General features: G+C 59.6%; 24 protein-coding genes and 1 pseudogene. 11 read left to right on the forward strand and 14 right to left on the reverse strand.

Going from position 1 to position 26,210, the window contains the following annotated elements:
* Positions 1-194: 194 nt before the first annotated feature.
* Both mmuM and mmuP read right to left on the reverse strand, forming a co-directional pair.
* Positions 195-1,127: a homocysteine S-methyltransferase gene (mmuM, locus tag AB8W27_RS16085; RefSeq protein WP_012815476.1), complete on the reverse strand. Its 933-nt coding sequence runs from the start codon at positions 1,125-1,127 to the stop codon at positions 195-197.
* Entirely contained in the window at positions 1,114-2,514 is a 1,401-nt protein-coding gene (mmuP, locus tag AB8W27_RS16090) for an S-methylmethionine permease (protein WP_041923250.1), read from the reverse strand. Before mmuP ends, mmuM begins: the two co-directional genes overlap by 14 nt.
* 292 nt (positions 2,515-2,806) lie before the next feature.
* On the opposite strand from mmuP, the gene fdhF reads away from it, so the two are divergent.
* The 4 genes and pseudogenes from fdhF (at position 2,807) to AB8W27_RS16110 (ending at position 8,681) form a co-directional block, all read left to right on the forward strand.
* The gene (fdhF, locus tag AB8W27_RS16095) at positions 2,807-5,779 is read left to right on the forward strand and encodes a formate dehydrogenase subunit alpha (RefSeq protein WP_012815473.1); all 2,973 of its coding nucleotides are present in this window, start codon (positions 2,807-2,809) and stop codon (positions 5,777-5,779) included.
* Positions 5,779-6,267: a DUF1641 domain-containing protein gene (locus AB8W27_RS16100; RefSeq protein ID WP_041923249.1), complete on the forward strand. Its 489-nt coding sequence runs from the start codon at positions 5,779-5,781 to the stop codon at positions 6,265-6,267. Before fdhF ends, AB8W27_RS16100 begins: the two co-directional genes overlap by 1 nt.
* Before the next feature lie 2 nt (positions 6,268-6,269).
* Positions 6,270-7,681 (forward strand): annotated as a pseudogene (locus AB8W27_RS16105) (cytochrome ubiquinol oxidase subunit I).
* Positions 7,674-8,681, forward strand: a complete 1,008-nt coding sequence (locus AB8W27_RS16110) for a cytochrome d ubiquinol oxidase subunit II (protein ID WP_041923247.1) — start codon at positions 7,674-7,676, stop codon at positions 8,679-8,681. The pseudogene AB8W27_RS16105 and the gene AB8W27_RS16110 overlap by 8 nt, the downstream one beginning before the upstream one ends.
* Here AB8W27_RS16110 and AB8W27_RS16115 read toward each other — a convergent pair.
* The 3 genes from AB8W27_RS16115 to AB8W27_RS16125 form a co-directional block, all read right to left on the reverse strand.
* Positions 8,651-9,604 (reverse strand): GlxA family transcriptional regulator, encoded by a 954-nt coding sequence (locus tag AB8W27_RS16115; protein WP_012815469.1) that lies wholly within the window; start codon positions 9,602-9,604, stop codon positions 8,651-8,653. The genes AB8W27_RS16110 and AB8W27_RS16115 overlap by 31 nt on opposite strands.
* A gap of 97 nt (positions 9,605-9,701) precedes the next feature.
* The gene (locus AB8W27_RS16120) at positions 9,702-10,463 is read right to left on the reverse strand and encodes an SDR family oxidoreductase (protein ID WP_012815468.1); all 762 of its coding nucleotides are present in this window, start codon (positions 10,461-10,463) and stop codon (positions 9,702-9,704) included.
* 17 nt (positions 10,464-10,480) lie between these two features.
* Positions 10,481-11,287: an SDR family oxidoreductase gene (locus AB8W27_RS16125; protein WP_007763618.1), complete on the reverse strand. Its 807-nt coding sequence runs from the start codon at positions 11,285-11,287 to the stop codon at positions 10,481-10,483.
* Between the two features lie 445 nt (positions 11,288-11,732).
* On the opposite strand from AB8W27_RS16125, the gene AB8W27_RS16130 reads away from it, so the two are divergent.
* Positions 11,733-11,885, forward strand: a complete 153-nt coding sequence (locus AB8W27_RS16130; RefSeq protein ID WP_012815467.1) for a Hok/Gef family protein — start codon at positions 11,733-11,735, stop codon at positions 11,883-11,885.
* Between the two features lie 94 nt (positions 11,886-11,979).
* On the opposite strand, the gene zapE is transcribed toward AB8W27_RS16130, so the two are convergent.
* The 5 genes from zapE to AB8W27_RS16155 all read right to left on the reverse strand — a co-directional run bounded on the left by zapE (position 11,980) and on the right by AB8W27_RS16155 (position 16,374).
* A complete protein-coding gene (zapE, locus tag AB8W27_RS16135; protein WP_012815466.1) occupies positions 11,980-13,008 on the reverse strand; it encodes a cell division protein ZapE in 1,029 nt (342 codons plus the stop codon).
* A 134-nt stretch (positions 13,009-13,142) separates the two neighbouring features.
* Positions 13,143-14,066, reverse strand: coding sequence for a kdo(2)-lipid IV(A) palmitoleoyltransferase (lpxP, locus tag AB8W27_RS16140; protein WP_012815465.1), 924 nt, complete (start codon positions 14,064-14,066; stop codon positions 13,143-13,145).
* A gap of 607 nt (positions 14,067-14,673) precedes the next feature.
* Positions 14,674-14,841, reverse strand: coding sequence for a hypothetical protein (locus tag AB8W27_RS16145; protein WP_007763483.1), 168 nt, complete (start codon positions 14,839-14,841; stop codon positions 14,674-14,676).
* Positions 14,842-14,914: 73 nt separating this feature from the next.
* The gene (locus AB8W27_RS16150) at positions 14,915-15,439 is read right to left on the reverse strand and encodes an ATP-binding protein (RefSeq protein WP_041923245.1); all 525 of its coding nucleotides are present in this window, start codon (positions 15,437-15,439) and stop codon (positions 14,915-14,917) included.
* A 179-nt stretch (positions 15,440-15,618) separates the two neighbouring features.
* The gene (locus AB8W27_RS16155) at positions 15,619-16,374 is read right to left on the reverse strand and encodes a DeoR/GlpR family DNA-binding transcription regulator (protein ID WP_041923244.1); all 756 of its coding nucleotides are present in this window, start codon (positions 16,372-16,374) and stop codon (positions 15,619-15,621) included.
* 82 nt (positions 16,375-16,456) lie between these two features.
* On the opposite strand from AB8W27_RS16155, the gene AB8W27_RS16160 reads away from it, so the two are divergent.
* Together AB8W27_RS16160 and AB8W27_RS16165 are read left to right on the forward strand one after the other, a co-directional pair.
* Positions 16,457-17,041, forward strand: coding sequence for an NUDIX domain-containing protein (locus AB8W27_RS16160; protein WP_012815462.1), 585 nt, complete (start codon positions 16,457-16,459; stop codon positions 17,039-17,041).
* 10 nt (positions 17,042-17,051) lie between these two features.
* Entirely contained in the window at positions 17,052-17,411 is a 360-nt protein-coding gene (locus AB8W27_RS16165) for an NUDIX hydrolase (RefSeq protein WP_012815461.1), read from the forward strand.
* A gap of 58 nt (positions 17,412-17,469) precedes the next feature.
* Here AB8W27_RS16165 and AB8W27_RS16170 read toward each other — a convergent pair whose 3' ends face one another.
* Both AB8W27_RS16170 and AB8W27_RS16175 read right to left on the reverse strand, forming a co-directional pair.
* The gene (locus AB8W27_RS16170) at positions 17,470-18,687 is read right to left on the reverse strand and encodes an EAL and HDOD domain-containing protein (RefSeq protein WP_041923243.1); all 1,218 of its coding nucleotides are present in this window, start codon (positions 18,685-18,687) and stop codon (positions 17,470-17,472) included.
* A gap of 303 nt (positions 18,688-18,990) precedes the next feature.
* On the reverse strand, positions 18,991-19,440 hold the full coding sequence (locus AB8W27_RS16175) for a hypothetical protein (protein ID WP_012815459.1): 450 nt from the start codon (positions 19,438-19,440) through the stop codon (positions 18,991-18,993).
* A gap of 174 nt (positions 19,441-19,614) precedes the next feature.
* On the opposite strand from AB8W27_RS16175, the gene AB8W27_RS16180 reads away from it, so the two are divergent.
* Positions 19,615-20,364, forward strand: a complete 750-nt coding sequence (locus tag AB8W27_RS16180) for an SDR family NAD(P)-dependent oxidoreductase (RefSeq protein WP_012815458.1) — start codon at positions 19,615-19,617, stop codon at positions 20,362-20,364.
* A 3-nt stretch (positions 20,365-20,367) separates the two neighbouring features.
* Here AB8W27_RS16180 and AB8W27_RS16185 read toward each other — a convergent pair whose 3' ends face one another.
* On the reverse strand, positions 20,368-21,285 hold the full coding sequence (locus AB8W27_RS16185) for a helix-turn-helix domain-containing protein (protein ID WP_041923242.1): 918 nt from the start codon (positions 21,283-21,285) through the stop codon (positions 20,368-20,370).
* A gap of 575 nt (positions 21,286-21,860) precedes the next feature.
* On the opposite strand from AB8W27_RS16185, the gene AB8W27_RS16190 reads away from it, so the two are divergent.
* From AB8W27_RS16190 to AB8W27_RS16200, 3 genes are all read left to right on the forward strand, one after another.
* Positions 21,861-22,484 (forward strand): carbonic anhydrase, encoded by a 624-nt coding sequence (locus AB8W27_RS16190; RefSeq protein WP_004385706.1) that lies wholly within the window; start codon positions 21,861-21,863, stop codon positions 22,482-22,484.
* A gap of 2 nt (positions 22,485-22,486) precedes the next feature.
* The gene (locus AB8W27_RS16195; RefSeq protein ID WP_282899755.1) at positions 22,487-23,950 is read left to right on the forward strand and encodes a SulP family inorganic anion transporter; all 1,464 of its coding nucleotides are present in this window, start codon (positions 22,487-22,489) and stop codon (positions 23,948-23,950) included.
* Between the two features lie 147 nt (positions 23,951-24,097).
* Entirely contained in the window at positions 24,098-25,201 is a 1,104-nt protein-coding gene (locus AB8W27_RS16200) for an AI-2E family transporter (RefSeq protein ID WP_012815454.1), read from the forward strand.
* A gap of 63 nt (positions 25,202-25,264) precedes the next feature.
* On the opposite strand, the gene AB8W27_RS16205 is transcribed toward AB8W27_RS16200, so the two are convergent.
* Positions 25,265-26,200 carry a LysR family transcriptional regulator gene (locus AB8W27_RS16205; protein WP_012815453.1) on the reverse strand — a complete coding sequence of 312 codons (936 nt, stop codon included), beginning with the start codon at positions 26,198-26,200 and terminating at the stop codon, positions 25,265-25,267.
* Between the last annotated feature and the right edge of the window lie 10 nt (positions 26,201-26,210).

Genomic DNA, 26,210 nt, shown 5'->3' on the forward strand with positions numbered 1-26,210 from the left:
ACGGAACGATTTCACCGGCCTCTTATATGTGTCCTGCTCGCGCTTCCCAACTGGCGGGTGCGCTTCGCTTACCCGCCCTACAATTCAGGCCATCCTCTGGTAAAAATGGCGGGTGCGCTTCGCTTACCCGCCCTACATGTTACATGCTGCGTATTTTGTAGGCCGGGTAAGCGCAGCGCACCCGGCAATGATGCTCAACGCTGCGCGTTCAGCGCCGCGATATCCGCAGGCGTGGTGCGGCAACAACCGCCAATCAGCGCCGCGCCCGCCGCCCGCCACTCGTCCAGATAGTGCGCCAGCGTCTGGCAGGCGTGCCCGTCGTGACGCCAGGTTTTGCTCACCGCGTCATACTGCTCGCCGGAGTTCGGATAGACCACCAGCGGCAGCCGGGTGGCGTCATGCAGATGCGCCAGCGCGGCGGTGGTTTTCTCCAGCGCCACGCAGTTGATGCCGAGCGCCACAATCTGCGGATACGGCGCGAGCGCGGCCGCGACGTCGGCAAGCGGCGTCCCGTCGCTGATGTGGCCGCTGTCACGAAGCGTAAAGGTAAGCCACGCGCGCGCCTGCGGGTAGCTTTCCAGCAGCACGGCGAGCGCACGGGCTTCAGAGAGCGACGGCAGCGTTTCGCAGGCCAGCAGATCCACGCCCGCCGCCAGCAGCGCCTCCACGCGCGGGCGATGGAAATCCGCAAACTCAGCCGCGGACAGCGCATAGTCGCCGCGGTATTCCGAGCCGTCCGCCAGATAGGCGCCATACGGCCCGACAGAGCCCGCCACCAGTAGCGGCCCGGCATCCGGCTGTTCTTTATAAAACGCCTCACGGGCCTGACGCGCCAGCTCGACGCTGCGCGCAATCAGCGCCCGCGACTGCGCCTCATCCAGCCCGCGCGCGGCAAAACCGGCAGGCGTCGCCTGGTAGCTGGCGGTAATCGCGCACTGCGCCCCGGCGCGGAAGTAATCGAGATGCACCGCGTAAATCAGCTCCGGCTGCTCCATCAGGACTTTCGCCGACCATAAGCTGTCGGCGAGATTGCAGCCGCGCGCTTCCAGTTCGGTCGCCAGCGCGCCGTCCAGCACCACAAACGGCTGCTGGTTTAAGAGAGGGGTTAACGGGTTATTCAGCGACATGGCGAGGCTCCTCGGTGCGGCGCGTGCGGAAAAATTGCGTCAGATAATACGCGCCGTAGCAGAACGCCACAAACGGCAGCCCGCACCAGAGCGCGATGCGCTGGCCCGGATCGAACGCCAGCCCGACGCAGGCGATAAGACAGAGTACGAAGCCCAGGACAGGCGTCAGCGGATACCAGGGCGCGCGGTAATGTAATTCATCGAGTGCCCGACCTTCGGCCAGATGACGGCGGCGGAACATAAAATGCGCGGCGCAGATGCTGAGCCACACCGCCACCACCGCGAACCCGGAAATCGCCGAGAGCGCCACAAAGACGGTATCCGGCGCCACGATGCTGGAGAACAGCGCCAGCACGCCGCCCAGCATACTCACCGACAGCGCCGTCAGCGGCACGCCGCGACGCGTGAGGCGCGAGAAACCGCGCGGCAACGTGCGCTCATTGGCAAGCGACCAGAGCATCCGCCCGGAGGCGTACAGGCCCGAGTTGGCCGCCGAGAGGATCGCGGTGAGGATCACGAAGTTAATAATATCGGCGGCGTAAGGAATGCCGATTTTCTCAAACACCAGCACGAACGGGCTTTTCACCACGCCCGCCTGATCCATCGGGATCAGCGCCGCCAGCACCAGCACGGTGCCGAGGAAGAAGATAACCAGCCGCACGATGGTCGTGCGAATCGCGACCGGCACGGCCTGCTGCGGGTTTTCAGTCTCGCCAGCCGCGATGCCGATAAGCTCGGTGCCGGAAAACGCGAAATTAACCGCCACCATCGTCATCAGAATCGGCAGCGTCCCGGCAGGGAACCAGCCTGCGGCGGTCAGGTTGTGGAACAGCGGCGCGGGCGAGCCGTCTTTCATCGGCAGAATGCCGAACATCGCCGCCCCGCCCAGCAGGATAAACGCCACGATGGTTATCACTTTGATGAGCGAAAACCAGAATTCGCCCTCGGCGAACAGTCGCGTCGAGAAGACGTTAAGCCCGAAAATCACCACGCAGAAGACCAGACACCAGATCCACACCGGCACCTGCGGAAACCAGTACTGCATACAGAACCCGGCGGCGGTAAAGCTTGAGCCGAGCGCCACGGTCCAGGTGAGCCAGTAGAGCCAGGCGACGGTATAGCCGGTCGCCGGGCCTAAATAGCGCGCCGCGTAAACGTGAAACGCGCCGGTCTCCGGCATGGCGACGGCCAGTTCGCCGAGGCACTGCATCACCAGCCAGACCACCAGCGCGCCGATAAGATAGGCCAGCAGCGTGCCCGCCGCTCCGGTCGTGGAAATAATATAGCCGGTATTAAAAAACAGCCCGGTGCCGATAACGCCCCCCAGCGAGAGCATGACCAGATGACGGGCCTTCATGGTGCGTTGTAGCTGCTGCGATTCCTGCATAAACCCTTCTATACGTTCAGACGTCTAAACATCCATAACTGAACGTTATACCGGGAAGCGACGGAAATTGCAAAAGTCGTCATGCGCTCAGCTACTTATCCGCAACCGGGCCGCCCAGCCCGCGTGAGTCATTCACCCCATACATACTTCGCAACACCCTCGCCTGGCGAAGCCGGAGGGCGGTTACTACCTTTAAGTCACTATAACGGGAGCGCCTCCCCACCGGAGAAGCCGCTCTTATTCGCTGCGGCGCATACCTGCGGCACTGGCAAGGCACGTTTGAGGAAGCACAATGCAAGAGTCGCTCTGTACCCTGTTTTATGACGGGAGGCCGCTGACGGGTCCGGCGAATATCCCGCTTATCGATTTTCTGACGGCGTGCGATGTAAAACTCCCGCACGTCTGTTACCACCCTTCGCTTGAGCCGATGCAAACCTGCGATGTCTGCTGGGTGGAATATCAGGGCGAACTGGTGCGCGGCTGTACGCTGAAAAGCGCGCAGGGCATGGAAATCGCCAGCCGCACGCCCGACGCGCAGGCGGCGCAGCACGAAGGGATGGACAGGCTGCTCGCCAAACATGAGCTCTACTGTACCGTCTGCGAACACAACACCGGCGACTGCACCCTGCACAACGCCGTCGCAGACATGCATATCCCGATTCAGCGCTACGAATACCAGCGCAAACCCTACGTGAAAGACCACTCCAACCCGTTTTACACTTACGACCCGGATCAATGCATTCTGTGCGGGCGCTGCGTGGAGGCGTGTCAGAACGTCGAAGTCAACGAGACGCTGAGCATCGATTACACCATGGCGCACCCGCGCGTGCTGTGGGACGGCGGCGACACCATCGCCGGCTCCAGCTGCGTGAGTTGCGGGCATTGCGTCACCGTTTGCCCCTGCAACGCGCTGATTGAGAAAACCATGCAGCCGGACGCCGGGCCGTTTACCAGCATGAAGCAGACGCTCAAGCGCCCGATGATAGACCTGGTGAAAGCCATCGAAAACACCACCGGGGCGGAGATCATTACCGGAATTTCGGTGATGGACATGCACTGGCGGCAGCCGGAAATCAAACGCACCAAAACGGTCTGCACCTACTGCGGCGTCGGGTGCAGTTTTGAAATCTGGACGCGTGACCGCCACGTGCTGAAGGTGCAGCCGGTCGCCGACGCGCCCGCCAACGGCATCTCCACCTGCGTGAAGGGCAAATTCGCCTGGGATTTCCTCAACGATAAAACACGCCTCACCACACCGCTTATCCGCGAGAACGACCGGTTTCGCGAGGCGAGCTGGGACGAGGCGCTGGCGCTGGTGGCGCGCCGCCTGCTGGCGATCCGCGATCAGTACGGGCCGCAGGCCATCGGCTTTATCGGCTCCAGTAAGGGCAGCAACGAAGAAGCCTATCTGACGCAGAAAATCGCGCGCCTCATCATCGGCACGAACAGCGTCGATAACTCGTCGCGCTACTGCCAGAACCCGGCCACTAAAGGGCTGTTCCGCACCGTCGGTTATGGCGGCGACGCGGGGACCATTGAAGATCTGCACCAGGCGTCGCTGATTGTGATTGTCGGCAGCAACACCGCCGAAAACCACCCGGTGATCGCCGCGCGCATGAAAGCCGCGAAAAAACATCACGGGCAGCAACTGCTGGTGGTCGACCCGCGCCGTCACGAAATGGCCGAGCGCGCCGACCGTTATCTGCGCATTCGCCCCGGCACCGATATGGTCTGGGCCTCGGCGATGGCGCGCTATATGTTTGACCACGGCTACGCCGACGAGGCGTTTCTTGCAGCGCACGTCAACCAGGTGGATGAATACCGCCAGTCGCTCGCGCCGTTCACGCTGGACTTCGCCGCCCACGTGACCGGGCTTACGGTGGATGAGCTGACCGCCGCCGCCGAGCTTATCGGCAACGCGCCGTCCGTCTGCATCGTCTGGGCGATGGGCGTCACCCAGCACAGCCACGGCGCGGACACCAGCACCGCGCTCTCCAACCTGCTGCTGGTCACCGGCAACTACGGCCGCCCCGGCACGGGCGGCTACCCGATGCGCGGGCACAATAACGTGCAGGGCGCGAGCGATTTCGGCTGCCTGAAAAACTACTACCCCGGCTATGAATCGGTGAGCGATGAAAAGGTACGCGCCAAATGGGCGAACGCCTGGGGGGTAGCGCCGGAAAAACTGTCGCTGGACGTGGGCTCGGATAACTTCGAGATGGTGGAGCATGCGCGCACGAAACAGGTTCGCGCCATGTATGTCATTGGCGAAGAGACGGCGTTTTCCGACGCCGACAGCACTAACGTGCACGAGGGCTTTACCGATCTCGATTTCCTGGTGGTGCAGGATCTCTTTTTAAGCCGCACCGCGCAGTTCGCCGATGTGGTGCTGCCCGCCTGCCCGAGCATTGAAAAAGACGGCACGTTCGTGAATACCGAGCGGCGCATTCAGCGCTTTTATGAAGCCATGCCGCCGCTCGGCGACAGCCGCCCGGACTGGCGCATTCTCACCGAGCTTGCGGCGCGTATGGGCCATGACTGGGGCTACACGCACCCGTCGCAAATCATGGCGGAGGCGGCGAGTATCGCCACGCTGTTTGCGGGCGTCAGCTATGAGCGCCTTGAGGGCTGGAACTCCCAGCTCTGGCCGGTGAAGCCGGACGGCGAAAGCACGCCGCTGCTCTACACCAACGGGTTTAATTTCCCGGATGGCCGCGCTGTGCTCTACCCGCTGAAGTGGCAGCCGCCCGCCGAGGCGCCGGATGACGAATACGATCTGGCGCTTAACAACGGACGCATGCTGGAACATTTCCAGTCGACCAACCAGAGCGGCCGCGGCGGGCGCACAACGTCGCTGTCGCCCGACTGGTTTGTGGAGATAAGCCCGCAGCTTGCCGCTGAGCGTGAACTTTGCGAGGGCGACTGGGTGACGCTCACCTCGCGGCGTGGCTCGCTGGAGGTGCCGGTGGTCATTACCGATCGCGTGGCGGGCGCCTCGCTCTTTATCTCCATCCATCAGGGAAAACCGGGCATTAACGCGCTCACCGGCGAGCACCACGATCCCGACGTCAATACGCCCGCGTATAAGGAACTGGCGGTGAAAATGGAGAAACACTCCCGCGCGCCGCACCCTTCCCCGCTGCCGCGGCACAATTTCCGCTACGGCGCCCGCACGCCGATGGCGGGCGTGCCGGTCGAAGAGAAATGGCAGCGTGACGATTACCGCCTGCCGCCCGAGCAGGAACCTCATCCGGAGAAATTTTAATGGCCAAAGCGATTGACTATCAGCCCGAGCCGCCGCACATCGGCCCGACGGCGGACGAAGAGCTGCAACGTCTGCTCCAGACGCTGCATGAACATGGCGTGCTGCGCCTGACCAACGATCTGGTGGCGTCCAACAACGAGTGGATCAAGGTCATCATCGACGGCCTGAGCCGCAAAGGTTCGCTGAACGTTATTCAGAATATCTCTGTGTTGCTGATGGCGCTCTCCACCATTCCGCCGGAGCGGATGTATAAGCTCGCCTTCGGCGTGCGCGATTTCGCCGCGGAACTGAGCCGCGAAGAAGAACGCCCTGAAAGCGAACAGGCCGACGCGCCGGGCGCGCGCGGCGCCTGGAAAATGCTGCATGACGACGAGCTGTGGCGCTCGCTGACGCCGCTGTTGAACGGTCTGAAAGCTTTTTCCCGCCGGATGGAAGAGGAGGTGGATAAACCCATCTCATCGTTTACCGGCAAGCCGAGCGATGCCTGACGATGATTAGCCCGGAAACCGCGCTGCTTCTGGCGCGCAGTCAGTTCGCCTTCACGATTGGATTTCACATTGTGCTCGCGGCGCTGACGATTGGCCTCGCGCAGTGGCTGATGCTGCTGGAAGGCTTGTGGCTGTGGCGCAGGCAGCAAATTTATCTCGATCTCTATAAGTACTGGAGCAAGGTATTTGCGCTGAACGTCGCGGTCGGCGTCGTCACCGGCGTGCTGATGGAGTTTCAGTTCGGCGCCAACTGGGGCGAGCTCTCCAGCCGCGCCGGGGCCGTGATGGGCCCGCTGATGTACATGGAAGTGCTGGTGGCGTTTTTCCTCGAAGCGGGCTTTATGGGCGTGGTGCTGTTCGGCATGGGGAAAGTGCGCCCATGGGTGCATTTTCTCGCCACCTGTGTGGTGGCGGCAGGCTCGCTGTTCAGCGCCTTCTGGATATTGTCGGCGAACTCCTGGATGCAGACGCCAGCGGGTTTCATCATCGGGCCCGATGGCCGTTTTCAGCCCGTCGACTGGTGGGCCGTGATTTTCAACCCGTCCTTTCCGTACCGGCTGATGCATATGTCCATCGCCGCGCTGCTCGCCACCGCGTGCCTGGTGGCGGCGGTCGGCGCGTGGCACCTGCTGAAGCGCCCGCAACAACCGGGCGCGCGGCGAATGTTCTCCTGGGGGCTATGGCTGCTGCTTGCGCTCGCGCCCTTACAGGCGGTGGTGGGCGATCTGCATGGCGAAAACACCCGCGATCACCAGCCGGTCAAACTGGCGGCGATGGAAGGCAGCTGGAACCCGCCGCCGCCCGGCGAAGGCGAGCCGCTGCGGCTGTTCGCGATCCCGGATATGGAGGCGCGGCGCAACCACCTTGAAGTGGCGATCCCGTCAGTCGGTTCGCTCTATCTGCGCCACAACCTCACCGGCACCATTCACAGCCTGAATCAATTTCCGCCGGACGAGCTGCCCTGGGTGCCTGGCGTGTTCTTCGCGTTCCGCGCGATGGTCGGGCTCGGCTTTCTGATGATTTTCTTTGGCGTCGCCGGGCTGGTGGTGCGGCTGCGTGGCCGCTTATGGGAGGCGCGCTGGCTGCAACGCGGCATGGTGGCGATGGCGCCGGCGGGCGTTATCGCGATGCTCGCAGGCTGGGTCGTCACCGAGACGGGCCGCCAGCCGTGGACCATCTACGGGCAGTTGCTGACCCGCGAGAGCGCCTCGCCCATCGCGCCGTCGCTGGTGCTCGGCTCGTTTGTCGCGATTGTGGTGGTCTATCTGCTGGTTTTCGCGCTGGGTATGGGTTTATGCTACGCCTGCTCGCGAAACCGCCGGGCAACGACACGCCCGACGCCAACCCGGCCGTGGCGGCGCAAACCGGCAGCGGCGTGACGCCGCACAGCCTGCGGGGGCATCCGGATGACTGAACTGCTGCTTTCACTGCCGTTGTTAACGCTGCTCTGCGCCGGGGCGCTCGCCGCAGGCGTGCTGGTTTACGTGCTGCTCGACGGCGCGGATCTCGGCGTAGGGCTGCTGGCCCCGTTTCAGTCGCAGCAGGCGCGCCAGCAGATGAACATTTCGCTGCTGCCGGTCTGGGACGGTAACGAAACCTGGCTGGTGCTGACCGCCGGCGCGCTACTGGCGATGTTCCCGGTCGCTTTCAGCATTCTCTACAGCGCGCTCTACCTGCCGGTCTATATCATGCTGCTGGCGATGATCGTGCGCGGCGTGGCGATTGAATACCGCCATCTGCGTCCGCGCCTGTTTGACGCGCTGTTTATCGCAGGCTCCTGGCTGACATCGTTAAGCCAGGGCGCGACGATGGGCGCGTGGGTTGAAGGCATCACGCATGACGGCGCGAAATTTACCGGCGGCGCGATGGACTGGCTGTCGCCCTTTTCGGTCTTCTGCGCCATAGCGCTCAGCGTCGGCTATGCGCTGCTGGGCGCGTGCTGGCTTATCTGGCGTTGCGAAGGGGAACTCCACGCCTGGGCGCGGCGTCAGGCCATGTGGCTTGCGTTCCTGACCGCCGTGCTGCTGGCGGGGCTGCTGGTCTGGACGGTGCAGCTCAATGAGACCTACCGGCTGCACCTGCAACTGTGGCGCTGGAGCGGACCGCTGGCGACGATGGGTTTGCTGGCGTTTTTGGGCGTGATTGTCACGCTGCGCCAGCGGCGCGATTTCCTGCCGCTCGCGATGACGCTCTTACTGTTCATCGCCGCGTTCGGCGCCATGTTGCTGGCCGTTTTTCCGTTTATTCTGCCGCCCAGGCTCTTACTCATTCAGGCGGCCGCGCCGGCTGCCACGCAAACGCTAATGCTGACGGCCTTCGGCGTGTTTGTCCCCATCACGCTTATCTATAACAGCTGGGGGTTCTGGGTGTTTCGCGGCAAGATTCACGCCGCGCGGGAAGATGACCGCCCCTGACGCAGCGCCTGCGGCGGCACGCCGAAACCGCGCACGAAAACTTCACGCATATGGCGGCGGTCGCGAAACCCCGCCTCGCGGGCGATGGCGTCCATAGAAAGGCGGCTTTGCTCAATCATCAGGCGCGCGGCTTCAAGACGCAGCCCTTCTATGGCTTTCGCCGGTGATTTGCCGGTTTCTTCGCGAAACAGGCGGCTGAACTGGCGCGGGCTTAAATGCACCACGTCCGCCAGTTCGTCGACCGTCAGCGCCCGGCTTAAGTTTTTACGCGCGTATTCCAGCGCGCTCTGGATGCGGTCGGATCGTGGCGAGAGCGCGAGCATCTCTGAATGCTGCGTCTGGCCGCCCGAACGGCGATGATGCATCACCAGCCGGTGCGCCACGGCACGCGCCACTTCCGCGCCCAGATCTTTTTCCACCATCCCAAGCGCCATATCAAGCCCTGCGGTCATGCCTGCGGAGGTCCAGACTGTGCCGTCGGTAATAAAGATGCGGTCCGATTCCACCCGCGCCTGCGGCACCCGCGCTTCCAGCGCCTGGGCGTGCGCCCAGTGGGTGGTGACGCGTTTGCCGTCGAGCAACCCCGCATCGCCGAGCACAAACGCGCCGGTGCAGATGCCCGCGATGCGCCGGGAATGGTCCGACGCCGCACGCAAAAACGCCGTCACCGCCGCGCTGGCGGGTGCCTCCAGCGGGTTGATGACGCCGCCCACAAGCCAGGTATCGGCGCGCGCTACGTCACTCAATGGCTGGCTGCTCACCGTCACGCCTGCCGATGAACGCACCGCCCCGCCCTGTTCCGACCAGGTTTCCAGCACGTAAAACGGCTCGCCGATGACCAGGTTGGCGAATTCAAACACCGAAGGCGTGGAGAGCGCCAGCAGCTGGAAACCCTCCGCCAGTAAAAAACCTATTTTGTGCATACGCGCCTCCGGGGCGAAGAAGAATCACCGTTTTACGATAAAACCCGCCTGGCTGAACAGGGGGCGGCGCTATTTTCGTGCGGCGCCCCGATGAGGTTTAATGAACCGGAATGGGGTTTTCCACCATCGCCTGGTTGAACTGATTCACCAGCTGATGCTCATTGCGACCAGGATTGTCGCGCACAGGCAGCACGCGGTCGACAATCACCTCGTCTTCGCCGCTGGCCAGTTTTTCCAGCGTCTCGCGGATGAAATCATCCAGCGGCATGGCGCGCTCGTCACCGCTTTTATAGATAAGATCGGTATCGACCCACGGCGGTGCGATTTCTACCACCTTCACGCGGGTGTCGCGCAACAGAAAGCGCTGCGACAGCGTGTAGGAGTGAATCGCCGCTTTGGTGGCGGAATAGAGCGCGGTAGCGGCCAGCGGCAGGAACGCGAGCACAGAGCTGTTATTAATCAGCCAGGATTGCGGCTGCGTTTTCAGGTGCTCGATAAACGCGGCGCTGACGCGCACCGGCCCGAGCAGATTCGTCGTGACCAGCGTTACCGCCTGTTCGTCGTCAAGCGCGCCTGCGGCATCGTCAAAGGGCATGATGCCCGCGTTATTGATGACCACATTGAGCGTCGGGTATTTCTCTGTGAGGCGTGCCGCCGTCTCTTTAATCTGCTGCGGATCGGTAATATCCAGCACCACATAATCCATTCCCGGATTCGCCGCGGCTACCTCTTCGAGCAGCGCCTGGCGCCGCCCGGAGATGATGACCTGATTGCCGAGCTGATGCAGCGCCTGCGCCAGACCACGCCCGATACCTGATGTGCCGCCAGTAATAAAAATAGTGTTGTCGGTCAGTTTCATGGTGATTCTCCTGTGTATTAGTGAGCGGCCAGATAGCGCGGCGCAGGTGTGTTAACGGATAAGTGCTGCATCATGGTCTGGCGGGCGGCCTCATAGGCCTGCCACTCCCCTTCGTCATGTAAAGAAGGCAGCGTGATAAGTTCGCGGCGGTCGAATCCCACCAGGGCGGCATCCACCAGCGCCTGCGGCGTCATCACGATAGACGGGTCGAGGTGTTCCAGCGCAAGTCCGCCGGTTGCCCAGAAATCGGTGGCGGTCGCGCCCGGCAGTACCGCCTGCACCTGAATGCCCTGCCCGTGTAATTCGTGATGCAGCGACTGGCTGAACGCCTGGACGTAAGCTTTCGACGCGCCATACACGCCGTTTAAAATTTCCGGCGCGATGCCGACGATAGAGGCGATATTGATAATCGCGCCCTGCCCGCGCGCCACCATGCCGGGCACGACGGCATAAGTCAGGCGGGTCAGCGCGATGACGTTAAGGTCGATCATCTGTTCCATGCGGTCGATGTCGCTCTCAAGCAAGGAGGTATGCGTCCCGACGCCGGCGTTATTCACCAGCAGCGTAACGCTGGCGTCCTGGCGCAGCGTGGCTTCAAACGCGCGCAGCGCCTGCGGATCGTTTAAATCAACCGCGGCCACTTCCACGCTGCGGCCCGTTTCGGCGGAAATCCGGCTCGCCTGCTGGTTCAATCGGTCGCGATGGCGGGCGACGATAATTAGGTCGTAACCGCGGCGCGCCAGGCGGTCGGCATAGACGGCCCCGATGCCGCCGGAAGCGCCGGTAATGACAGCCGTGCCCTGATGTTGTGCTGCGTTGTTCATCGTTATTCTCCGCTGAGGTGAGGGGTTTGCGATGAACAAAGATTACCGAAAGGGGTGATGTCCTGAATGACGAATAGGGTAGTGATTTAAGACATCATGCGGGTGGCAAAAACCGCGCCTTCTGGCCGCGCGGGTAAACCTTTTCTGTTATGCAGTAAATAAGAAAAAGAATAACAGGAAGCGGTAACGGGAATATTCGCGGCACCAAAGAGAAGTGAATATTCACTCTGATTAATTTCAACGAAATAAGAAAAACAAAGGATTTTACGGATTAAAAAAAAGCGTATTATTCGCGGCGGGTGCCTGAGGCTTTCTGGTTTCAGGCATTATGCTGGTTCTGGAAAGATGAAGGCCCCGAGTTAATTACCTTAACCCGAGGCCGACACATGAACCCGAACAGTTCATATGTTAGCCTCTTACTCGCCTGACGGCAAGGAGAATGGCTATGAAGGACAATGCTTTTATCTGGTGCATTATTATTGTTTGCGTGACGGTATTAGTGTTCACCACCCTTTCACGGGAAACGCTTTGCGAGCTACGCTTGCGGGGCGCGAGTATGGAGATTGTCGCTTCACTGGCTTGTAAACCCAGAGAGTAAGCGTCTGACGCGGGGAGCAATCCCCGCGATTTGACTGGCGGTTTTATGCCTTCAGGCACCCTTATTTATTATTTTTGGGCGCGCGTTAATTACATTAACCGGTAACAGGTTCTTGTATTAGCCGTAATTGCGACAGACGACTGGCGGTGCGCCCAATATCATCCAACGCTACACCACATGTCATTTCCGCCACTGAATACGCGCTCGAAATAAATAACTGCCGCTGTTTATCATAAAGCACATCAATAAGATTAATAAACCGCTGCGCCGCCGCCGGACTGACGCGTGAAAGCAGCGGCACGTCGTCAATAAACCAGCAGGAATAGGTTTCACACAGCGTTAAATAATCCATGACTGCCGTCGGCGCTTCGCATATTCCGGCAAAGGTAAAATGCAGCACAGCCTCTGGCGGCGATGCGGCATAAAAGGTGTGATAACCGGCATTGACCGCAAACTCGCCATGCGCGGTGGCGAGTCCCAGCGCCTCGCGCTGGGCGGGCGTGCCGGGCCGCAGCCACGCGCCTTTACTGAACAGCCCGGCATCGCTCCCGGCATCAAGGCGGTAATCGCGCTCGCCGTTGAGCGCGAAAATCGTCATCTCGCGCTCGATAAGCGCAATGGAAGGCACAAACAGTTCATGGTAGAGCGGATGCGAAAGCAGTTCGCGCGGCGAATAGTTGGAGGTCAGAATCAGCGTGATCTTCATCGCCTGCGCCACTTCTAACAGCTTTTTCGCGAGCATCGCATCACCCGGATCGTGCAGGTGGAACTCATCAAAGCAGAGCAGCCGGGCTTCGCCTAACTGCGCACGTAACGCCTGCTCCAGTGGCTTATCCACCATGCGCTGATGCAGCTCGCGGAAAAAGTCATGAAAGTGGGCGCGCTTTTTCGCCGTCAGCGGCAGCGAGGCAAAGAAATTATCGACGATGAAACTTTTGCCGCGCCCCGGCCTGCCCCAGACATAGAGCCCGGCGAAACGTGCGCGTCCAGCCAGCAGCGGCGCGGCGAGGCTTTCCAGCTCGCTGATGAGGCGAGCCTGATCCGCATCGAGGCGCAGCGCTTTTTCCTGCGCGCGCAGATCCATGGTTTCGCGAAACGAAAAGGGGGCGGCGGTCCCGGCCATGGCGGCAGCTCCATATGTAAACAAAATGTTATTAACCCACAATCCGCGCGCTTTTTCAAAAGCAGCCGCACAATCTCGCCAGGAGACGCAAAAAAAAGCCCCGCACTGAGCGGGGCTTTCTGTGATAACGCGTATCAGGAATAGAGCGACGCTTCGCCCGCCGGGCGGGTTTTAAAGCGGCGGTGGATCCAGAGATACTGCTCCGGCGCACGCAGGATTTCACGCTCAATCACTTTGTTCATGAAGCACGCGGCGGCAGCCTCGTCTTCACGCGGATAGCCCTGCAGCTCCGGCTGAATGATCAGCTTATAGCCGCTGGCATCGGGGTTGCGGATCATCACGATGGTCAGCATCGCCGCCTTGCTCAGGCGTGAAAGCACATACGTGCCGCGTGTGGTGGCGGCGTCGTTCACCGCAAACAGCGGCGCGAAGGTACTGCCGCGCGGGCCGTAGTCCTGGTCCGGCGCAAACCAGACCGCTTCGCCCTGCTTCAGCGCATTGACCATCCCTTTGAGATCTTTACGGTCGATCATCGCTTTGTTGGAGCGCATGCGCCCTTTGGTCTGGGCCCATTCCATCGCTTTATTGTTGTGTGGACGGTACATCGCCATCATCGGCTTACACAGCCCCATGACGCGCCCCCCCAGCTCCAGCGACATAAAGTGCACGCCAATCACGATAACGCCGCGCTGCTGCGCGCTCGCCTGATGCAGGTGATGCAGTCCTTCGACGTTAAACCATTTTTTGATGCGCGCGTCGGACCAGAACCAGGCCATGCCGGTTTCCAGCAGCGCCATGCCGAGCGACAGGAAATTTTCCTGAATCAGCTGCTCTTTTTGCGCTTCGCTAAAGTTCGGGAAGCAGAGTTCAAGATTACGGCGCAGGATTTTTTCACGGCGCTTCAGGAAGCGGCGCGAGTTGCGGCCGAGGAACGCGCCGAGGCGCATCAGCAACGGATGCGGCATCTGCACCAGCAGCCACAGCAGGCCGAGGCCAAACCAGGTAAACCAGTAACGCGGATGCAGCAGCGCCCGGGAAAAAGGCATGACGTTATTCATAAAGCCCCTCTATGCACAGAGATGTATCGCATAAAGAAGCCGTTCCGTAAGCGGTACAAACCAGACAGAAAATCATTCAGCAGGGATAATGCCTTCCTGCTACGTAATAAGGACGGTAAAGAGGAATATAGAGGGGCGCGGTTATCGCTCCCGGTTTGAATTACAGTAATGTCAGAATGTGAATAAAAAATGGTCTTCCCGTGAATGTTGAAACATTCCGTTGTATTACTGCACACTTCCTGACGATAACAGCGACGACACGCCGTCATTAAAAAAATTAACCCGCTAATGATAACAACCTTTATTAACAGAAATTTGATCCAGTCATCAGGATATTCTGCGGCCGGAATCTCGCATCGCCTTGTATTTAAAACAACTTTTTAACATACCCGGGTGATTATCCGGGCGGCTTCACCCACGGCGATGACGCTAAGCGTCAGAGTGATGCTTTTGCGCGCGAAAAGATAGCGTATTTTTGTAAAGAATGCGATGGAATTATGAAGAGGAGTAAAAATAAACGCTTTAGGATTATTACCCTCGTCATTTACTTTTTAAGGGAAATATTGCTAAACGCCGGGTATTATTCCCCGGCGAATGTTTACCACGATTAAAAATAATGTCTTATTCCGTAAATCGCCCAGTACAGCGCCGAAGCGCCCAGATAAATCCAGCAACCCCAGTAAGCCAGCGGCTCGCGGTCGCTTTTCGCTCTCGGCAAAAAGGCGAAAAGATAACTGGCCGCCGCGATTAACGAAATAAAATAGAAAAACTTCATACTGCCCCTCCTGAAATTATCCGCATAACCGTTTTCAGACGCGCTTATTCACAGGATAGACAGCGTTGGCGGATTATGCGCAGTTTCCGGGGTCGCCACGGTGCGCCACCACGTTAAACCCTTCCTGCGCATCGGGCGGAACGAAATACCGCGTTATCTGCGCGAACTGGGCATCGGTGGCGGCAAAATCATGGTCACCCTGCAGGTTTCGCGCCCGCAGACGCGCAAGGCACACCGCGTCAGGCACGTCCAGCCAGTGCAGTTCATGCGCCGCGCCGCTCGTGGTAATCAGCGTTTTCATCCACGCGCGGCTTTGCAGCGTGTTGGCCGGGAAATCGAGCACCAGACTGACGCCAGCGCGCAGCAGCGCCTCCAGATGCGGCGTCATCGCCTCTTTAAGTCTGGCGGCGCAGCGCACGTAGTCGGCTACATCGTGCATTTCCGGGCCGTAAAGCCGCGCAAGCCAGGCGTCTTCGCTGACGATAACGGCGTTATGCTCGCGCGCAAGCGTCGCCGCGAGCGTCGATTTCCCGGCGGCGATTTTGCCGCACAGCAGATAGAGCGTTGGCGTATGGGGCGATGAAAGGGATCGAGACATAGCGAACCTCACAGTGTTGAGCCTGCAAGGCGCCCGCCGTGCAGGCGGGTCAGCGATACGCGTTATCCCACCGGCCTGAAGGCAGTGCGAATAATCGCGGCGTTTACAGCAGAAAATAGGTTCATCCCTTTACGCTAGCAGGCATCGCCTGGTTTTTATACCTGCAATTTCCAGGGAGGTTATGCCTTTATCACCGTCACGCCCCGGGCTTCGAAAGGCGCCAGCAGCGTGTCGGCGGTATCGCCCTCAACGATCAGCGTATTGACCAGCGACATATCGCCAATACAAAACGCGGAAGCGGCGTTGAGCTTTTCACGCGAGGCCATCACCACCGTTTCCGCGGCGCGTGAGGCCAGCGCGCGTTTGACGCACGCCTCTTCGTAATCGCCGGTGCTGAGGCCCGCGTCGGCATGCACGCCGGTGACGCCCAAAAAGAACAGGTCGGCGCGCAGATGGCTCATCGCTTCAATGGCCGCCGCCCCCACCGAGACTATCGAGTGTTTAAACAGCCGCCCGCCGATGAGGATCACCTCAATGCGCGGATGCTCCACCAGTTGCAGCGCAATGCCGGGGCTGTGGGTGATCACCGTAATGGCGAGTTCCGGCGGCAGGCATTTCACCAGTTCGCCGGTCGTGGTGCCGCCGTCGAGCATCACGATTTGCCCCGGTTCAATCAGCGCGGCGGCGCGGCGCGCGACCGCCCGCTTGGAATCAAGCGAAAGCTGGCTGCGCCCGGCGTAATCCACCACTGCCGCTGAGGCGGGCAACGCCCCGCCATGCACCCGTTGCAGACGGCCTTCGGCGGAGAGTTCCCGCAGATCGCGCCGGATCGTATCTTCGGAGACGTTAAACCACTCGCTGAGCGCGCGGGACTGCACCTGCCCTTCCGCCGCCAGCTTTTCCAGAATGAGCTTCTTACGTTGTGACGTCAGCATGCCGGTTCCTGTTGCACGAATTTTCTTGACCATGCACGAATATGCACGTTATGTTGCCAATTCTACCTGTGGAGAGGTCATCATGCCATCTGTTCGTGAAAAAGTACGCATCATCGAAACGCAAACCCTGTCAGATGACTGGTATGTGCTGAAAAAATATACCTTTGATTACCAGCGCCGCGACGGTCAGTGGCAGCGCCAGAGCCGCGAAGCCTACGATCGCGGCAACGGCGCCACCATCCTGCTGTATAACCGCGCCGAGCGCTGCGTCATTCTCACCCGCCAGTTTCGGCTGCCAGTTTTCCTCAACGGTTACAATACCTTACTAACCGAAACGGCAGCGGGCCTGCTGGATGAAGCCGATCCCGAAACGCGCATCCGGGCCGAAGCCGAAGAAGAGACCGGCTATCTGGTGGATAACGTCGAGAAAGTGTTTGAAGCCTATATGAGCCCCGGCTCGGTCACGGAAAAACTCTATTTCTTTATCGGCGAATACGATCCGGCGCGGCGGAGCGGCACCGGCGGCGGCGTCGCGGATGAGGGCGAGGATATTGAGGTGGTGAAAATGCCCATTGATGACGCGCTGCGCGCGGTACGCGACGGTGAGATTGTCGATGCCAAAACCATCATGCTGCTGCAATACGCGGCGCTGAACGCGATAGTCTAAGGAGAAAACCATGAGCAAAATGATACTGGTGGCAGGCCCGTGGCGCAGCGGCACGAACGGCGATGAAACCCTGATGCGCCAGAATCTGGCGCGCCTCGAACAGGCGGCGCTCGCGCTGTTTGAACGCGGCCACGTGCCGGTCATTGGCGAATGGCTCGCGCTGCCGCTCGCCCAGGCCGCAGGCAGCGAAAAACCGGGCGATGCGATAAGCGAACGGTTTTTATATCCCGTCGCGCACCGTCTGGTGGCGAAATGCGACGCGGTGCTACGCCTGCCGGGCAGCTCTACGGGGGCGGACCGCGATGTGGAGATCGCCCGCGAGCACGGGCTTGAGGTTTACTTTTCGCTGACAGACGTGCCGCAGGCATAATGCCGGAAGTTGCACGTTTGGCACCGCAACCGGGCAGACTCAGGCGGCGGTGCCGGGATTAAATAATTCTGTCGCCCCACTCCACCGCTTCGAGGAAGAGTTGCGTCACCTGCGCTTCGCTCATATTGAGCTGTTTCATCCCCTGCGTAACGCCCTGCCAGTGATTCTGCTCATAGCCTTCATAGAGATTCAGCAGCGCGCCGAGCGTGCCGCCACGGTTTAAGAGCGCCTCGCGCACAATTGCCGGTACGGTTATCTGCTCAATCAATACCGCCATCGGCACGCTGAGGATAATATCCAGCCGCGAAAACAGCCCGGCGATAAAGGCGTCGTTTTCATCGATCTCGGCGCCCGTGTGCGCTACCGCCATTTCGCAGAATCGCCCGCAGGCGAGGCTGTAGTTAAAGAGCTCCGTCACCGCCGGTTCGCTGCTGTGCGTCACCGCCAGGATCGCGATAAAGCGGCGCAGCTCGCTTAATCCTAAGAAATAGAGAATATTGCGAAAGGGCAGAACATCCGCGTTGGCGTGATGATTAATCTTATATTTAATGTTATTGACATAGCGCATCAGCTTATACGTAATCGCCACATCGCGGCTGATCAGCTCTTCTATTTTGCGCATATCCGGGTTTGCCGACACCACTTCATTCAGCAGTTGCAGAATAAACATCTGCTGCTCCGGCAGTTTACGGGTCTTAATCATTTCCGGTTCGCCGTAAAAATACCCCTGGAAACGCTGGAACCCCATCTCTTTGTAAAGGTTAAACTGTTCGCGAGTTTCGACTTTTTCCGCCAGTAATTTACGCTGGCTGATATTATTGTCACGGATAAAGGCTGACACTTCCTGTGGTGTTAATGCCTGAATATCGAACTTAATAATGGTGACATACGGCAGAAAATTCGCCCATGCGTCGCTGAGGCGGAAGTTATCGAGCGCGAAACGAAACCCTTTGTAGTACATCTCACGCACCATCTTTAACAGCTCGGGTTCCGGGGCCGCATTCTGGTGAATTTCGATAACCACCTTTTCCGCTGGCAGCGTTTGCGCCAGGCCGTTGACGATCATCTCATGAGGAAAATTAATATATGATGTATGTTGCCCCACCAGGCGTTGCAGCGGCGTGACGAGGAACTGCTCCGCAAGCAGATGGTTGGTGGCGTATTCTTCCGTCACCAGCGGAAACGTATTGGTCAATCCATTGCGATAAAGCAGCTCATACGCGACGGTATTTAGCGCGGCGTCAAAGATGGGCTGCCTGGCGATAAAGGAATACATATTCACCTCCAGTCTGGTATTTACGTAGCATCCCTGGCGAAAACGCAGTTTACGCTGAAGCTCACGGCCCGCAGACATTTTTAACGCGGATTTTATGAAAAATTATGATGATGGTTAAGTTTTATCTTATTCATCGATTCTGGTCAGCGCAGTGAGCGACAGATATCGGCGCTTTTTCATTCAATCCGTCAAAATAATCGGTTACTTTCGCTACGATGTTTTTTAGCGGTAATAAAATTTTATTTTTCTTTCATAAAAAAAAGCGCTTGCGAACCTGCGAAATTTAAGGGGGCGACTTGCGGCCTACAACCCCATCCGGAAGCAGAGCGCCCACAGCATGTAAATCCCGCCAGCGATAAACAGCGCTCTGTATCCCCAGACGATACCGGACTGATGGCGCAGAAAGGCGCGTAGCGGCTGACGGTGCAGATTGTCGGCGTTATATTTTTCATGAAACGCGGCCATTTTCGCGACACCCTGCCCGGCCAGCGACGCGAAAAAATTAATCATTAACACCGCAACTACTGCCATATAGCTTTTGATAAACCACAGTCCCGCCGTGCGGTATTCGGCTGGCAAAAAATGGCCCGATTTTTTTAACTGAATGGCGGTGATACTGAGCGCCAGATGGACGCCGAGCAGAATAAGAAAGTGCTTACCCACCGTTTTAAACGGTTTTCTGAGCGTCACAAACCAGAAATACGCCAGCAACAACGCCGACGATATCAGCCAGATGAGAAGATTCCCTGCCATGGTTATTGTCCCTGTGTGTAGCATGATTTATCTGTCTACCTTCTCATAATCGCCGCGCGCTGTCATGGACGGCCCAAAGTAAACGCAAAATCGCAACAGTCTCAGCAAAACCCCCGCCGCCCCTTTTTCCACGTCTTTTATAACTAACGCTCCACATAACACCGGAGAAAAACAATGTCTTTACAAAATGAATTTGAAAACAATGTAGTTATCGTAACGGGCGCGGCGAGCGGGATCGGTAAAGCCCTGGTGACGTTGTTTCACCAGCGCGGCGCGAAGATTATCGCCGAAGATATCAACCCTGAGGTCAATGCGCTGGCGCAGAAGAATATTGTGCCGCTGGCGGCGGATATTTCCGTGGACGGCTCGGCGGAGCGCGCGGTCGAACTGGCGGTCAGCCATTTCGGCAAACTTGATGTGCTTATCAATAATGCCGGGCGCATTCTGTACAAGCCCATCGAGGCGATGAGCCGCGAGGAGTGGGAGTGGCAGATGGCGACGAACGTCACGGGCGCGTTTTTACATACCCGCGAGGCGATGAAGCAGATGACCACGCAGGGCCGCGGGGCCATCGTCAACATCGCCTCTTATGCGTCTTACTTTACGTTTCCGGGCATCGCCGCGTATGCCGCCTCGAAAGGCGCGCTGGCCCAGCTCACCCGCACCGCCGCGCTTGAGGGCATCCCGCACGGCATTCGCGTTAACGCCGTCGGCGCGGGCGATGTCGTTACCAATATCCTCAATCACTTTCGGGAGGACGGGCGCGAATTCCTGGCGGGGCACGGCCAGAGCGCGCCCATCGGGCGGGCCGCCGAACCGCATGAGATAGCCGAAGTGGCCGCCTTTCTGGCGTCGGAGCGCGCGAGCTTTATCGTCGGCGCGGTGGTGATGGCGGACGGCGGCATGACGGTGCCGGTCAGTTGAGGGCTAACGCCGGCGGTACGCCGCCGGCTGCATTCCGGTTTTCCTTCGGAACACCTGTGAAAAGTGGCTGTGGCTGGCGTACCCCACCTCGCAGGCGATATCAATCACCGGGAGCGACGTTTCCCGCAGCAGACGGCACGCCCGCTGAATACGCTGGTGAATAAACCACTCCGACGGCGACATCCCGGTCGCCTGTTTAAACTGCCGCGACAAGTGCCAGCTGCTCATGCCGCACATCTGCGCGAGCGTCGGCAGATGAAACGGCGCGGCGAGATTCGCCTGCAAATGTTGTTTCACCTTCTGCAATTTCCAGGCGGGCAGCGCATGAGGGCGCGCCGTGCCGCGCTCTCCCCGCGCTCTGCCGTAATGCCTGACGAGATACACCGCCAGGCTTTTTAACGCGCCCGCAAGTATCGCGCCGCTGCCTTTTTGCGGGTGTGCAACCTCCTGCCAGCACCAGCCGAGCAGCTTATCCAGATGCGGGTCGGCATCGGCGGCGACATCGTCAATCTCCCCCTGCGCATACGCAATGCCGTGGCACAGCCGGAAAGCGTCATCCAGCAGCGTCAGCGCCAGGTAAATATGCATAACGGTAAAAGGCTTGCCCTCCGCCAGCGTCCAGCGCATATCGTAAGGCGTCGTGGTGGCGGTGAGATAAAACGTGCCGGGCCGCGCGAGACGCGTTTCCCATTCCCCCGCGCCTTCGCGTTCACTGACCTGCGCCTGGCCGGAGACGATCCATACCAGCAGCGGCTCCGCCACGGCTGGCACGGTCACGCCGGGGTTGTCGCGCTCGCGCCGGATGAGCTGCACCAGGCTGGCGCCGCTCTCAGGCATGCCGTCATTACTGGCTATCACATCGCCGTTCAGGAAATCCTCCAGAAAACCGGCGCTGGTGCGCCAGGTCAGCTCACCGATCATGATGTTCTCCTTGCCAGGCCTGGGTTACGCTCGCCATTACACAGGCGTATTTACAGCCGCGGCGGTTGCTGACGTGAAGGAATGAGTATTCGCCACAATACACGGCCAGGCAATGGTGAGCTGCCTGATGGAGAGGCCGCCAGAAAAGAGATTGCCAATTTCCCTTACACCTAAAACATAAGTAACGCTTATTATCAGGAAAACGAATTAACCCAATACGTAAAACCCTGCGTGACTATATTGTTGCGTAGTATTATTGGCAAATGAATTTAATCACCTGCTGAATTAACCACAAAATAACAATAGCTTATCTGAGATGATTATCATCACGCTAATTATTTCATTCCTGATGACTTTCCTGTTTCTATTATCGCCACTCGCATTTACTTACCCATAACTTTTAAAACTTTACAAAGCTGATAAACCTTTAAACTTTAATTTCTCTTATAGGATTTTCCTGAGACATAAATATCACTGAAGAGTGCTACTTATTAATTTCGTCGTAACGAGTCCACGGAGAATGCCATTACCGGCAGTCAATATTCGGCTCGTTGGATCCTCATGGAGACAGCATTTTGACCACATTAAAACCTCTTCTGGCCAAAAACCGTAGCTGGGCGCAACAGCGTCTTCAACGGGACCCGGATTACTTTGGCAAACACCTCGACCAGCAGCAGCCGCACTCGCTCTGGATTGGCTGCTCCGACAGCCGCGTCCCGGCTGAAGTGCTGACCGGCTCGCACCCTGGCGAGCTGTTCGTGCATCGTAATATCGCCAATATGATTGACCCCGACGACGACAATTTCATGAGCGTGCTGCAATACGCGCTCCATTACCTCAAGGTAAAACGCATTGTGGTGTGCGGCCATTACGGTTGCGGCGGCGTGCAGGCGGCGCTGACGCTGCCGCAGATGTCCCTCGCGCAGGAGTCCTCGTCGCTTGCCCGGCGCATCAGCCACCTGCGCGAGGCGCTCTCAGAGCACATCGCCGGGCGCGACGCATCGCCGCCGGATGCGCAAACCCTTAATCAACTGGTGGAAGCCAACGTCATCGCGCAGTTTAACCGCCTGGTGCAGACCCGCACGGTGCGCAATATCTGGCGCAGCGGCCAGGAGCTGAATGTTTACGGCTGCGTCTACGACCTGGCGTCCGGCCATCTTGAAATGCTGACGGAACAAACCGGGGAGGAAGCCGTATGAACATGAATACGCTGCGCCAGGACAGCCTGGCGGGGGTGGTTGTCTTTCTCGTGGCCCTGCCGCTCTGCCTTGGCATCGCCCAGGCGAGCGGCCTGCCGCCCTTTGTCGGCCTGCTGACGGGCATTATCGGCGGGCTTTTGGTGACGGCGCTGAGCCCATCGCGCTTCGCGGTCAGCGGCCCGGCCGCGGGCCTGGTGACGATTGTGGTGGCCTCGATTGAAACGCTCGGCTCGTTTTCCGCGTTTTTACTGGCACTGGTGCTGGCGGGCGTACTGCAAATCGTATTCGGGCTTATCCGCGCCGGGCGGTTTATTGCCCTGGTGCCCGGCAGCGTGATTAAAGGCATGCTGGCGGCGATCGGCCTGCTGCTGATCATGCAGCAGATCCCGGTGGCGCTCGGCGCGGCGGATGAAAACAGCCTGATGGCGGTGTTTAGCGATGGCTTCACGTTCTCGCCAGTTTCTATCGCGGTGGCGGCCGCCGGGCTGCTGCTCATGGCGCTCTGGGGCTCGTCCACCCTCCGGCGCGTGAAAAGCCTCGCGTGGATCCCCGGCCCGCTGGTGGCGGTGCTGGTGGGCTGCGTCACGACCCTCGCGCTAAGCTACACCTCGCCCGCGCTGCTTGAACGCCTGCCGCTTATCACGCTGCCGGCGTTCGCAAGCCTGGGCGCGCTGGTCTCTGAGCTGGAGACGCCTGCCTGGCAGGCCTTTACCAATCCGTCGGTGTATGTGGTGGCCGTCACGCTGGCGCTGGTGGCGAGCCTGGAAACGCTGCTGAGCCAGGAGGCGCTGAAAAAGCTGCGCCCGCAAAACCCGCCGCCGTCGCCAAACCGCGAAATGCTGGCGCAGGGCGCGGGTAATCTGCTGGCCGGTCTCGTGGGCGCGATGCCCATCACGGCGGTGATTGTCAGGAGTTCCGTGAACGTCAGCACCGGCGCGCAGACCAAACTGTCGATTTTTATCCACGGCGCGCTGCTGCTCATCTGCGTGCTGTGGTTTCGCGAGGTGTTGATGACTATTCCCCTGGCGAGCCTGGCGGCGGTATTGCTCTACACCGGCTATAAACTCGCCACGCCGCACCTGTTCGTGGAGCAGTTCCGCGCAGGCGCCCAGCAATACGTGCCGTTTCTCGCGACCATTATCGGGATTATCGCCTTCGGCATGCTCGCCGGTATCGGGATCGGCCTTGTGGCTCAGATAGCGCTGAGCCTGTGGCACAGCCATCGCAACGCGCTGCAGCTGGCGCGCTATGACGATCACTATGTGCTGCGCATCCACCAGAACCTGACGTTTATGCATAACCCGCGCTTACAGGCGCTGCTGGATAAAATTCCGGAGAAGAGTGTGGTGATTGCCGAGCATGACAACGCCGACTACTTCGATCCGGATGTCAAAGCCGTCCTGAGCGACTTCGCGCAGAACGCGCCGCAGCGCGGCATCCGTCTGACGCAGTGGCCGGTTACCTGATCCTGCCGGGGGCCTTTTCCTGGCCCCCGCCTCCTCGCCTTCGACAAACCCTTCACTATTCAGCTACGGTTGTAAGACCCTCCGGGATGAAGCGGATGCCGCGACGTTGTAGTATCCGGCTGCTTTTAATGACAATAAGGACGCACCATGAACTCGAAAGAGATGTCCAGGGCCTTTTTTATCCTGATCCTGTTTATCGTTTCGATCCTGTTTTTCAATCTTGTAAAACCCTATCTTTCCGCCGTGTTGTGGGCGGTTATCCTGGCCGTGATCTTCTACCCGGTAAAGCGCCGCCTTTGCCACATGATGAACGGGCGTAACAATATTGCCTCGCTCTTAACCGTGGTGCTTATCTGCGTGCTGGTGTTTGTGCCGCTGGCGGTGGTCGCCTCGTCGCTGGTCAGGGAGTTCAATACGCTGTACACCGATTTGCAGGCCAATGACACCACGTTCCCGACCCTGCTCGCGGATGGCGTGCGTATTCTGCCGGACTGGGCGCAACAGATGCTGGCGGAAAACCATCTCGACAGCGCCGCCGCCATTCAGAAGAAGATCTCCGGCGTCGCGCTCAAGGGAAGCCAGTATGTGGCGGGCAGTATTTTCCTTATCAGCCGCAACACGTTCAGCGTGGTGATAGGCTTCGGCATCATGCTTTATCTGCTGTTTTTCCTGCTGAAGGATGGCTCGCGGCTGGTGGCGGTAGTGCTGAACGCCGTGCCGCTCTCGGATAAAGTCAAACAGCGGCTGTTCCGCCGCTTTGCCGCGGTGTCGCGCGCCACGGTGAAAGGCACCGTCGTGGTGGCCATCGTGCAGGGTCTGCTTGGCGGCGTGGCGTTTTACTTCGCGGGTATTGGCGCGAGCATTCTCTGGGGATCGCTGATGGCGTTTCTGTCGCTGGTGCCTGCGGTCGGCGCCGCGCTTATCTGGGTGCCCGCCGTCATTTATCTCTTCACGACAGGCGCGATTATCAAAGCCGTGCTGCTGACCGCGTTTTTTGTGGTGGTGGTTGGCCTTGCCGATAACCTGCTACGCCCGCTGCTGGTGGGTAAAGATATCCGTATGCCGGACTGGCTGATTTTGCTCGCGACGCTCGGCGGGCTGGAGGTGTACGGCATTAACGGTTTCGTGGTCGGCCCGCTTATCGCCGCGCTCTTTGTCACCTGCTGGAACACCTTCTCCGCAGGCCCGGGACGCACGCACGCGCTGCCTGAGAACAAAGAGAACGGCGCTTCAGAGCCCGACGCTCGATAAACCGCCGTAAAGGACGTAAAGCTAAAAGGGCCGCCCCGCGCGGCCCTTTTTTATGGGCGCGGCTCAGTCGCGCTGCCAGTAGACCGGCGAGCCGAAGACCTCTACCAGGTAGTCTATCGCCGCGCGTACGTTGAGCGGCGGGTGGCGCGCGTTCGGGTAGATGGCCGCGATGTGCTGCGCCTCGGTATTAATCGCCGCCTCATACTCCGGCAACACTTTCACCAGTTTCCCCTGCGCCAGCCACTCCCCTGTCATCCAGTCCGGGAACAGCACCAGCCCCATGCCGTCGAGCGCAGCGGTCAGCAGCGAATGGGCGTTGTTTGACACCAGTCGCGCGCTCACCGGGTAATGCACCCACGGCTCGCCGGGTTTGCGCGCCAGCCAGCGGTTCGGCCCCGATGAACCGCTGTAAACCAGGCACTGGTGCGCGTGAAATTCCGCCGGCGAGGCGGGCGCGCCGTAGCGCGCCAGATAACGCGGCGCGGCGGCGAAGTAATAGCGCTGCTCGCAAAACACGCGGGCGTGAAAGCTCGAATCGGTGAGCGTGCCGATACGCACGATAAGATCGGTGGCGTCGCGGTGCGGGTCGACGTAATCGTCGGTCTGGGTTAATGCCAGTTGCAGGCGCGGGTAGCGCTCCGCAAGGCCGGTTAACCACGGCGCGATATGCCGCTGCCCGAAGAACACCGGCGCGTTGATGCGAAGCAGCCCGGACGGCTCAAGCGAGCGGTCCTGAAGTTCGCGGCGCGCCTCGCTGAACTGCTCGGTAATGCCGCGCGCGTACTGCGCGAACAGCCGCCCCGCTTCGGTCGGGATCACCGCCCGGGTATTGCGGTAGAAAAGCTGCTGACCAAGCGCCTCTTCAAGCTGGCGGACGGTGCGCGAGATCATCGACGCCGACACGCCCTCCCGGCGCGCCACCGCCGAAAAACTCTGCCCGTCAAAGACGCTGATAAAAAGCTGAAGTGCGCGGATATTCACGGCCCCGCTCTCGTTCATCTGTGCGACT

The organism is Cronobacter turicensis (assembly GCF_041222865.1).
GTDB lineage: Bacteria > Pseudomonadota > Gammaproteobacteria > Enterobacterales > Enterobacteriaceae > Cronobacter > Cronobacter turicensis.

Bases quoted from the DNA above. Each gene is read 5' to 3' on its own strand.
- AB8W27_RS16110 (WP_041923247.1), top strand. From the start codon at position 7,674: ATGACTGAACTGCTGCTTTCACTGCCGTTGTTAACGCTGCTCTGCGCC.
- mmuM (WP_012815476.1), bottom strand. From the start codon at position 1,127: ATGTCGCTGAATAACCCGTTAACCCCTCTCTTAAACCAGCAGCCGTTT.
- AB8W27_RS16200 (WP_012815454.1), top strand. From the start codon at position 24,098: ATGAACTCGAAAGAGATGTCCAGGGCCTTTTTTATCCTGATCCTGTTT.
- lpxP (WP_012815465.1), bottom strand. From the start codon at position 14,066: ATGAATAACGTCATGCCTTTTTCCCGGGCGCTGCTGCATCCGCGTTAC.
- AB8W27_RS16115 (WP_012815469.1), bottom strand. From the start codon at position 9,604: ATGCACAAAATAGGTTTTTTACTGGCGGAGGGTTTCCAGCTGCTGGCG.
- AB8W27_RS16195 (WP_282899755.1), top strand. From the start codon at position 22,487: ATGAATACGCTGCGCCAGGACAGCCTGGCGGGGGTGGTTGTCTTTCTC.
- mmuP (WP_041923250.1), bottom strand. From the start codon at position 2,514: ATGCAGGAATCGCAGCAGCTACAACGCACCATGAAGGCCCGTCATCTG.
- AB8W27_RS16155 (WP_041923244.1), bottom strand. From the start codon at position 16,374: ATGCTGACGTCACAACGTAAGAAGCTCATTCTGGAAAAGCTGGCGGCG.
- AB8W27_RS16205 (WP_012815453.1), bottom strand. From the start codon at position 26,200: ATGAACGAGAGCGGGGCCGTGAATATCCGCGCACTTCAGCTTTTTATC.
- AB8W27_RS16170 (WP_041923243.1), bottom strand. From the start codon at position 18,687: ATGTATTCCTTTATCGCCAGGCAGCCCATCTTTGACGCCGCGCTAAAT.
- AB8W27_RS16145 (WP_007763483.1), bottom strand. From the start codon at position 14,841: ATGAAGTTTTTCTATTTTATTTCGTTAATCGCGGCGGCCAGTTATCTT.
- AB8W27_RS16160 (WP_012815462.1), top strand. From the start codon at position 16,457: ATGCCATCTGTTCGTGAAAAAGTACGCATCATCGAAACGCAAACCCTG.
- zapE (WP_012815466.1), bottom strand. From the start codon at position 13,008: ATGGCCGGGACCGCCGCCCCCTTTTCGTTTCGCGAAACCATGGATCTG.
- AB8W27_RS16100 (WP_041923249.1), top strand. From the start codon at position 5,779: ATGGCCAAAGCGATTGACTATCAGCCCGAGCCGCCGCACATCGGCCCG.
- AB8W27_RS16185 (WP_041923242.1), bottom strand. From the start codon at position 21,285: ATGATCGGTGAGCTGACCTGGCGCACCAGCGCCGGTTTTCTGGAGGAT.
- AB8W27_RS16120 (WP_012815468.1), bottom strand. From the start codon at position 10,463: ATGAAACTGACCGACAACACTATTTTTATTACTGGCGGCACATCAGGT.
- AB8W27_RS16175 (WP_012815459.1), bottom strand. From the start codon at position 19,440: ATGGCAGGGAATCTTCTCATCTGGCTGATATCGTCGGCGTTGTTGCTG.
- fdhF (WP_012815473.1), top strand. From the start codon at position 2,807: ATGCAAGAGTCGCTCTGTACCCTGTTTTATGACGGGAGGCCGCTGACG.
- AB8W27_RS16150 (WP_041923245.1), bottom strand. From the start codon at position 15,439: ATGTCTCGATCCCTTTCATCGCCCCATACGCCAACGCTCTATCTGCTG.
- AB8W27_RS16130 (WP_012815467.1), top strand. From the start codon at position 11,733: ATGAAGGACAATGCTTTTATCTGGTGCATTATTATTGTTTGCGTGACG.
- AB8W27_RS16125 (WP_007763618.1), bottom strand. From the start codon at position 11,287: ATGAACAACGCAGCACAACATCAGGGCACGGCTGTCATTACCGGCGCT.
- AB8W27_RS16165 (WP_012815461.1), top strand. From the start codon at position 17,052: ATGAGCAAAATGATACTGGTGGCAGGCCCGTGGCGCAGCGGCACGAAC.
- AB8W27_RS16180 (WP_012815458.1), top strand. From the start codon at position 19,615: ATGTCTTTACAAAATGAATTTGAAAACAATGTAGTTATCGTAACGGGC.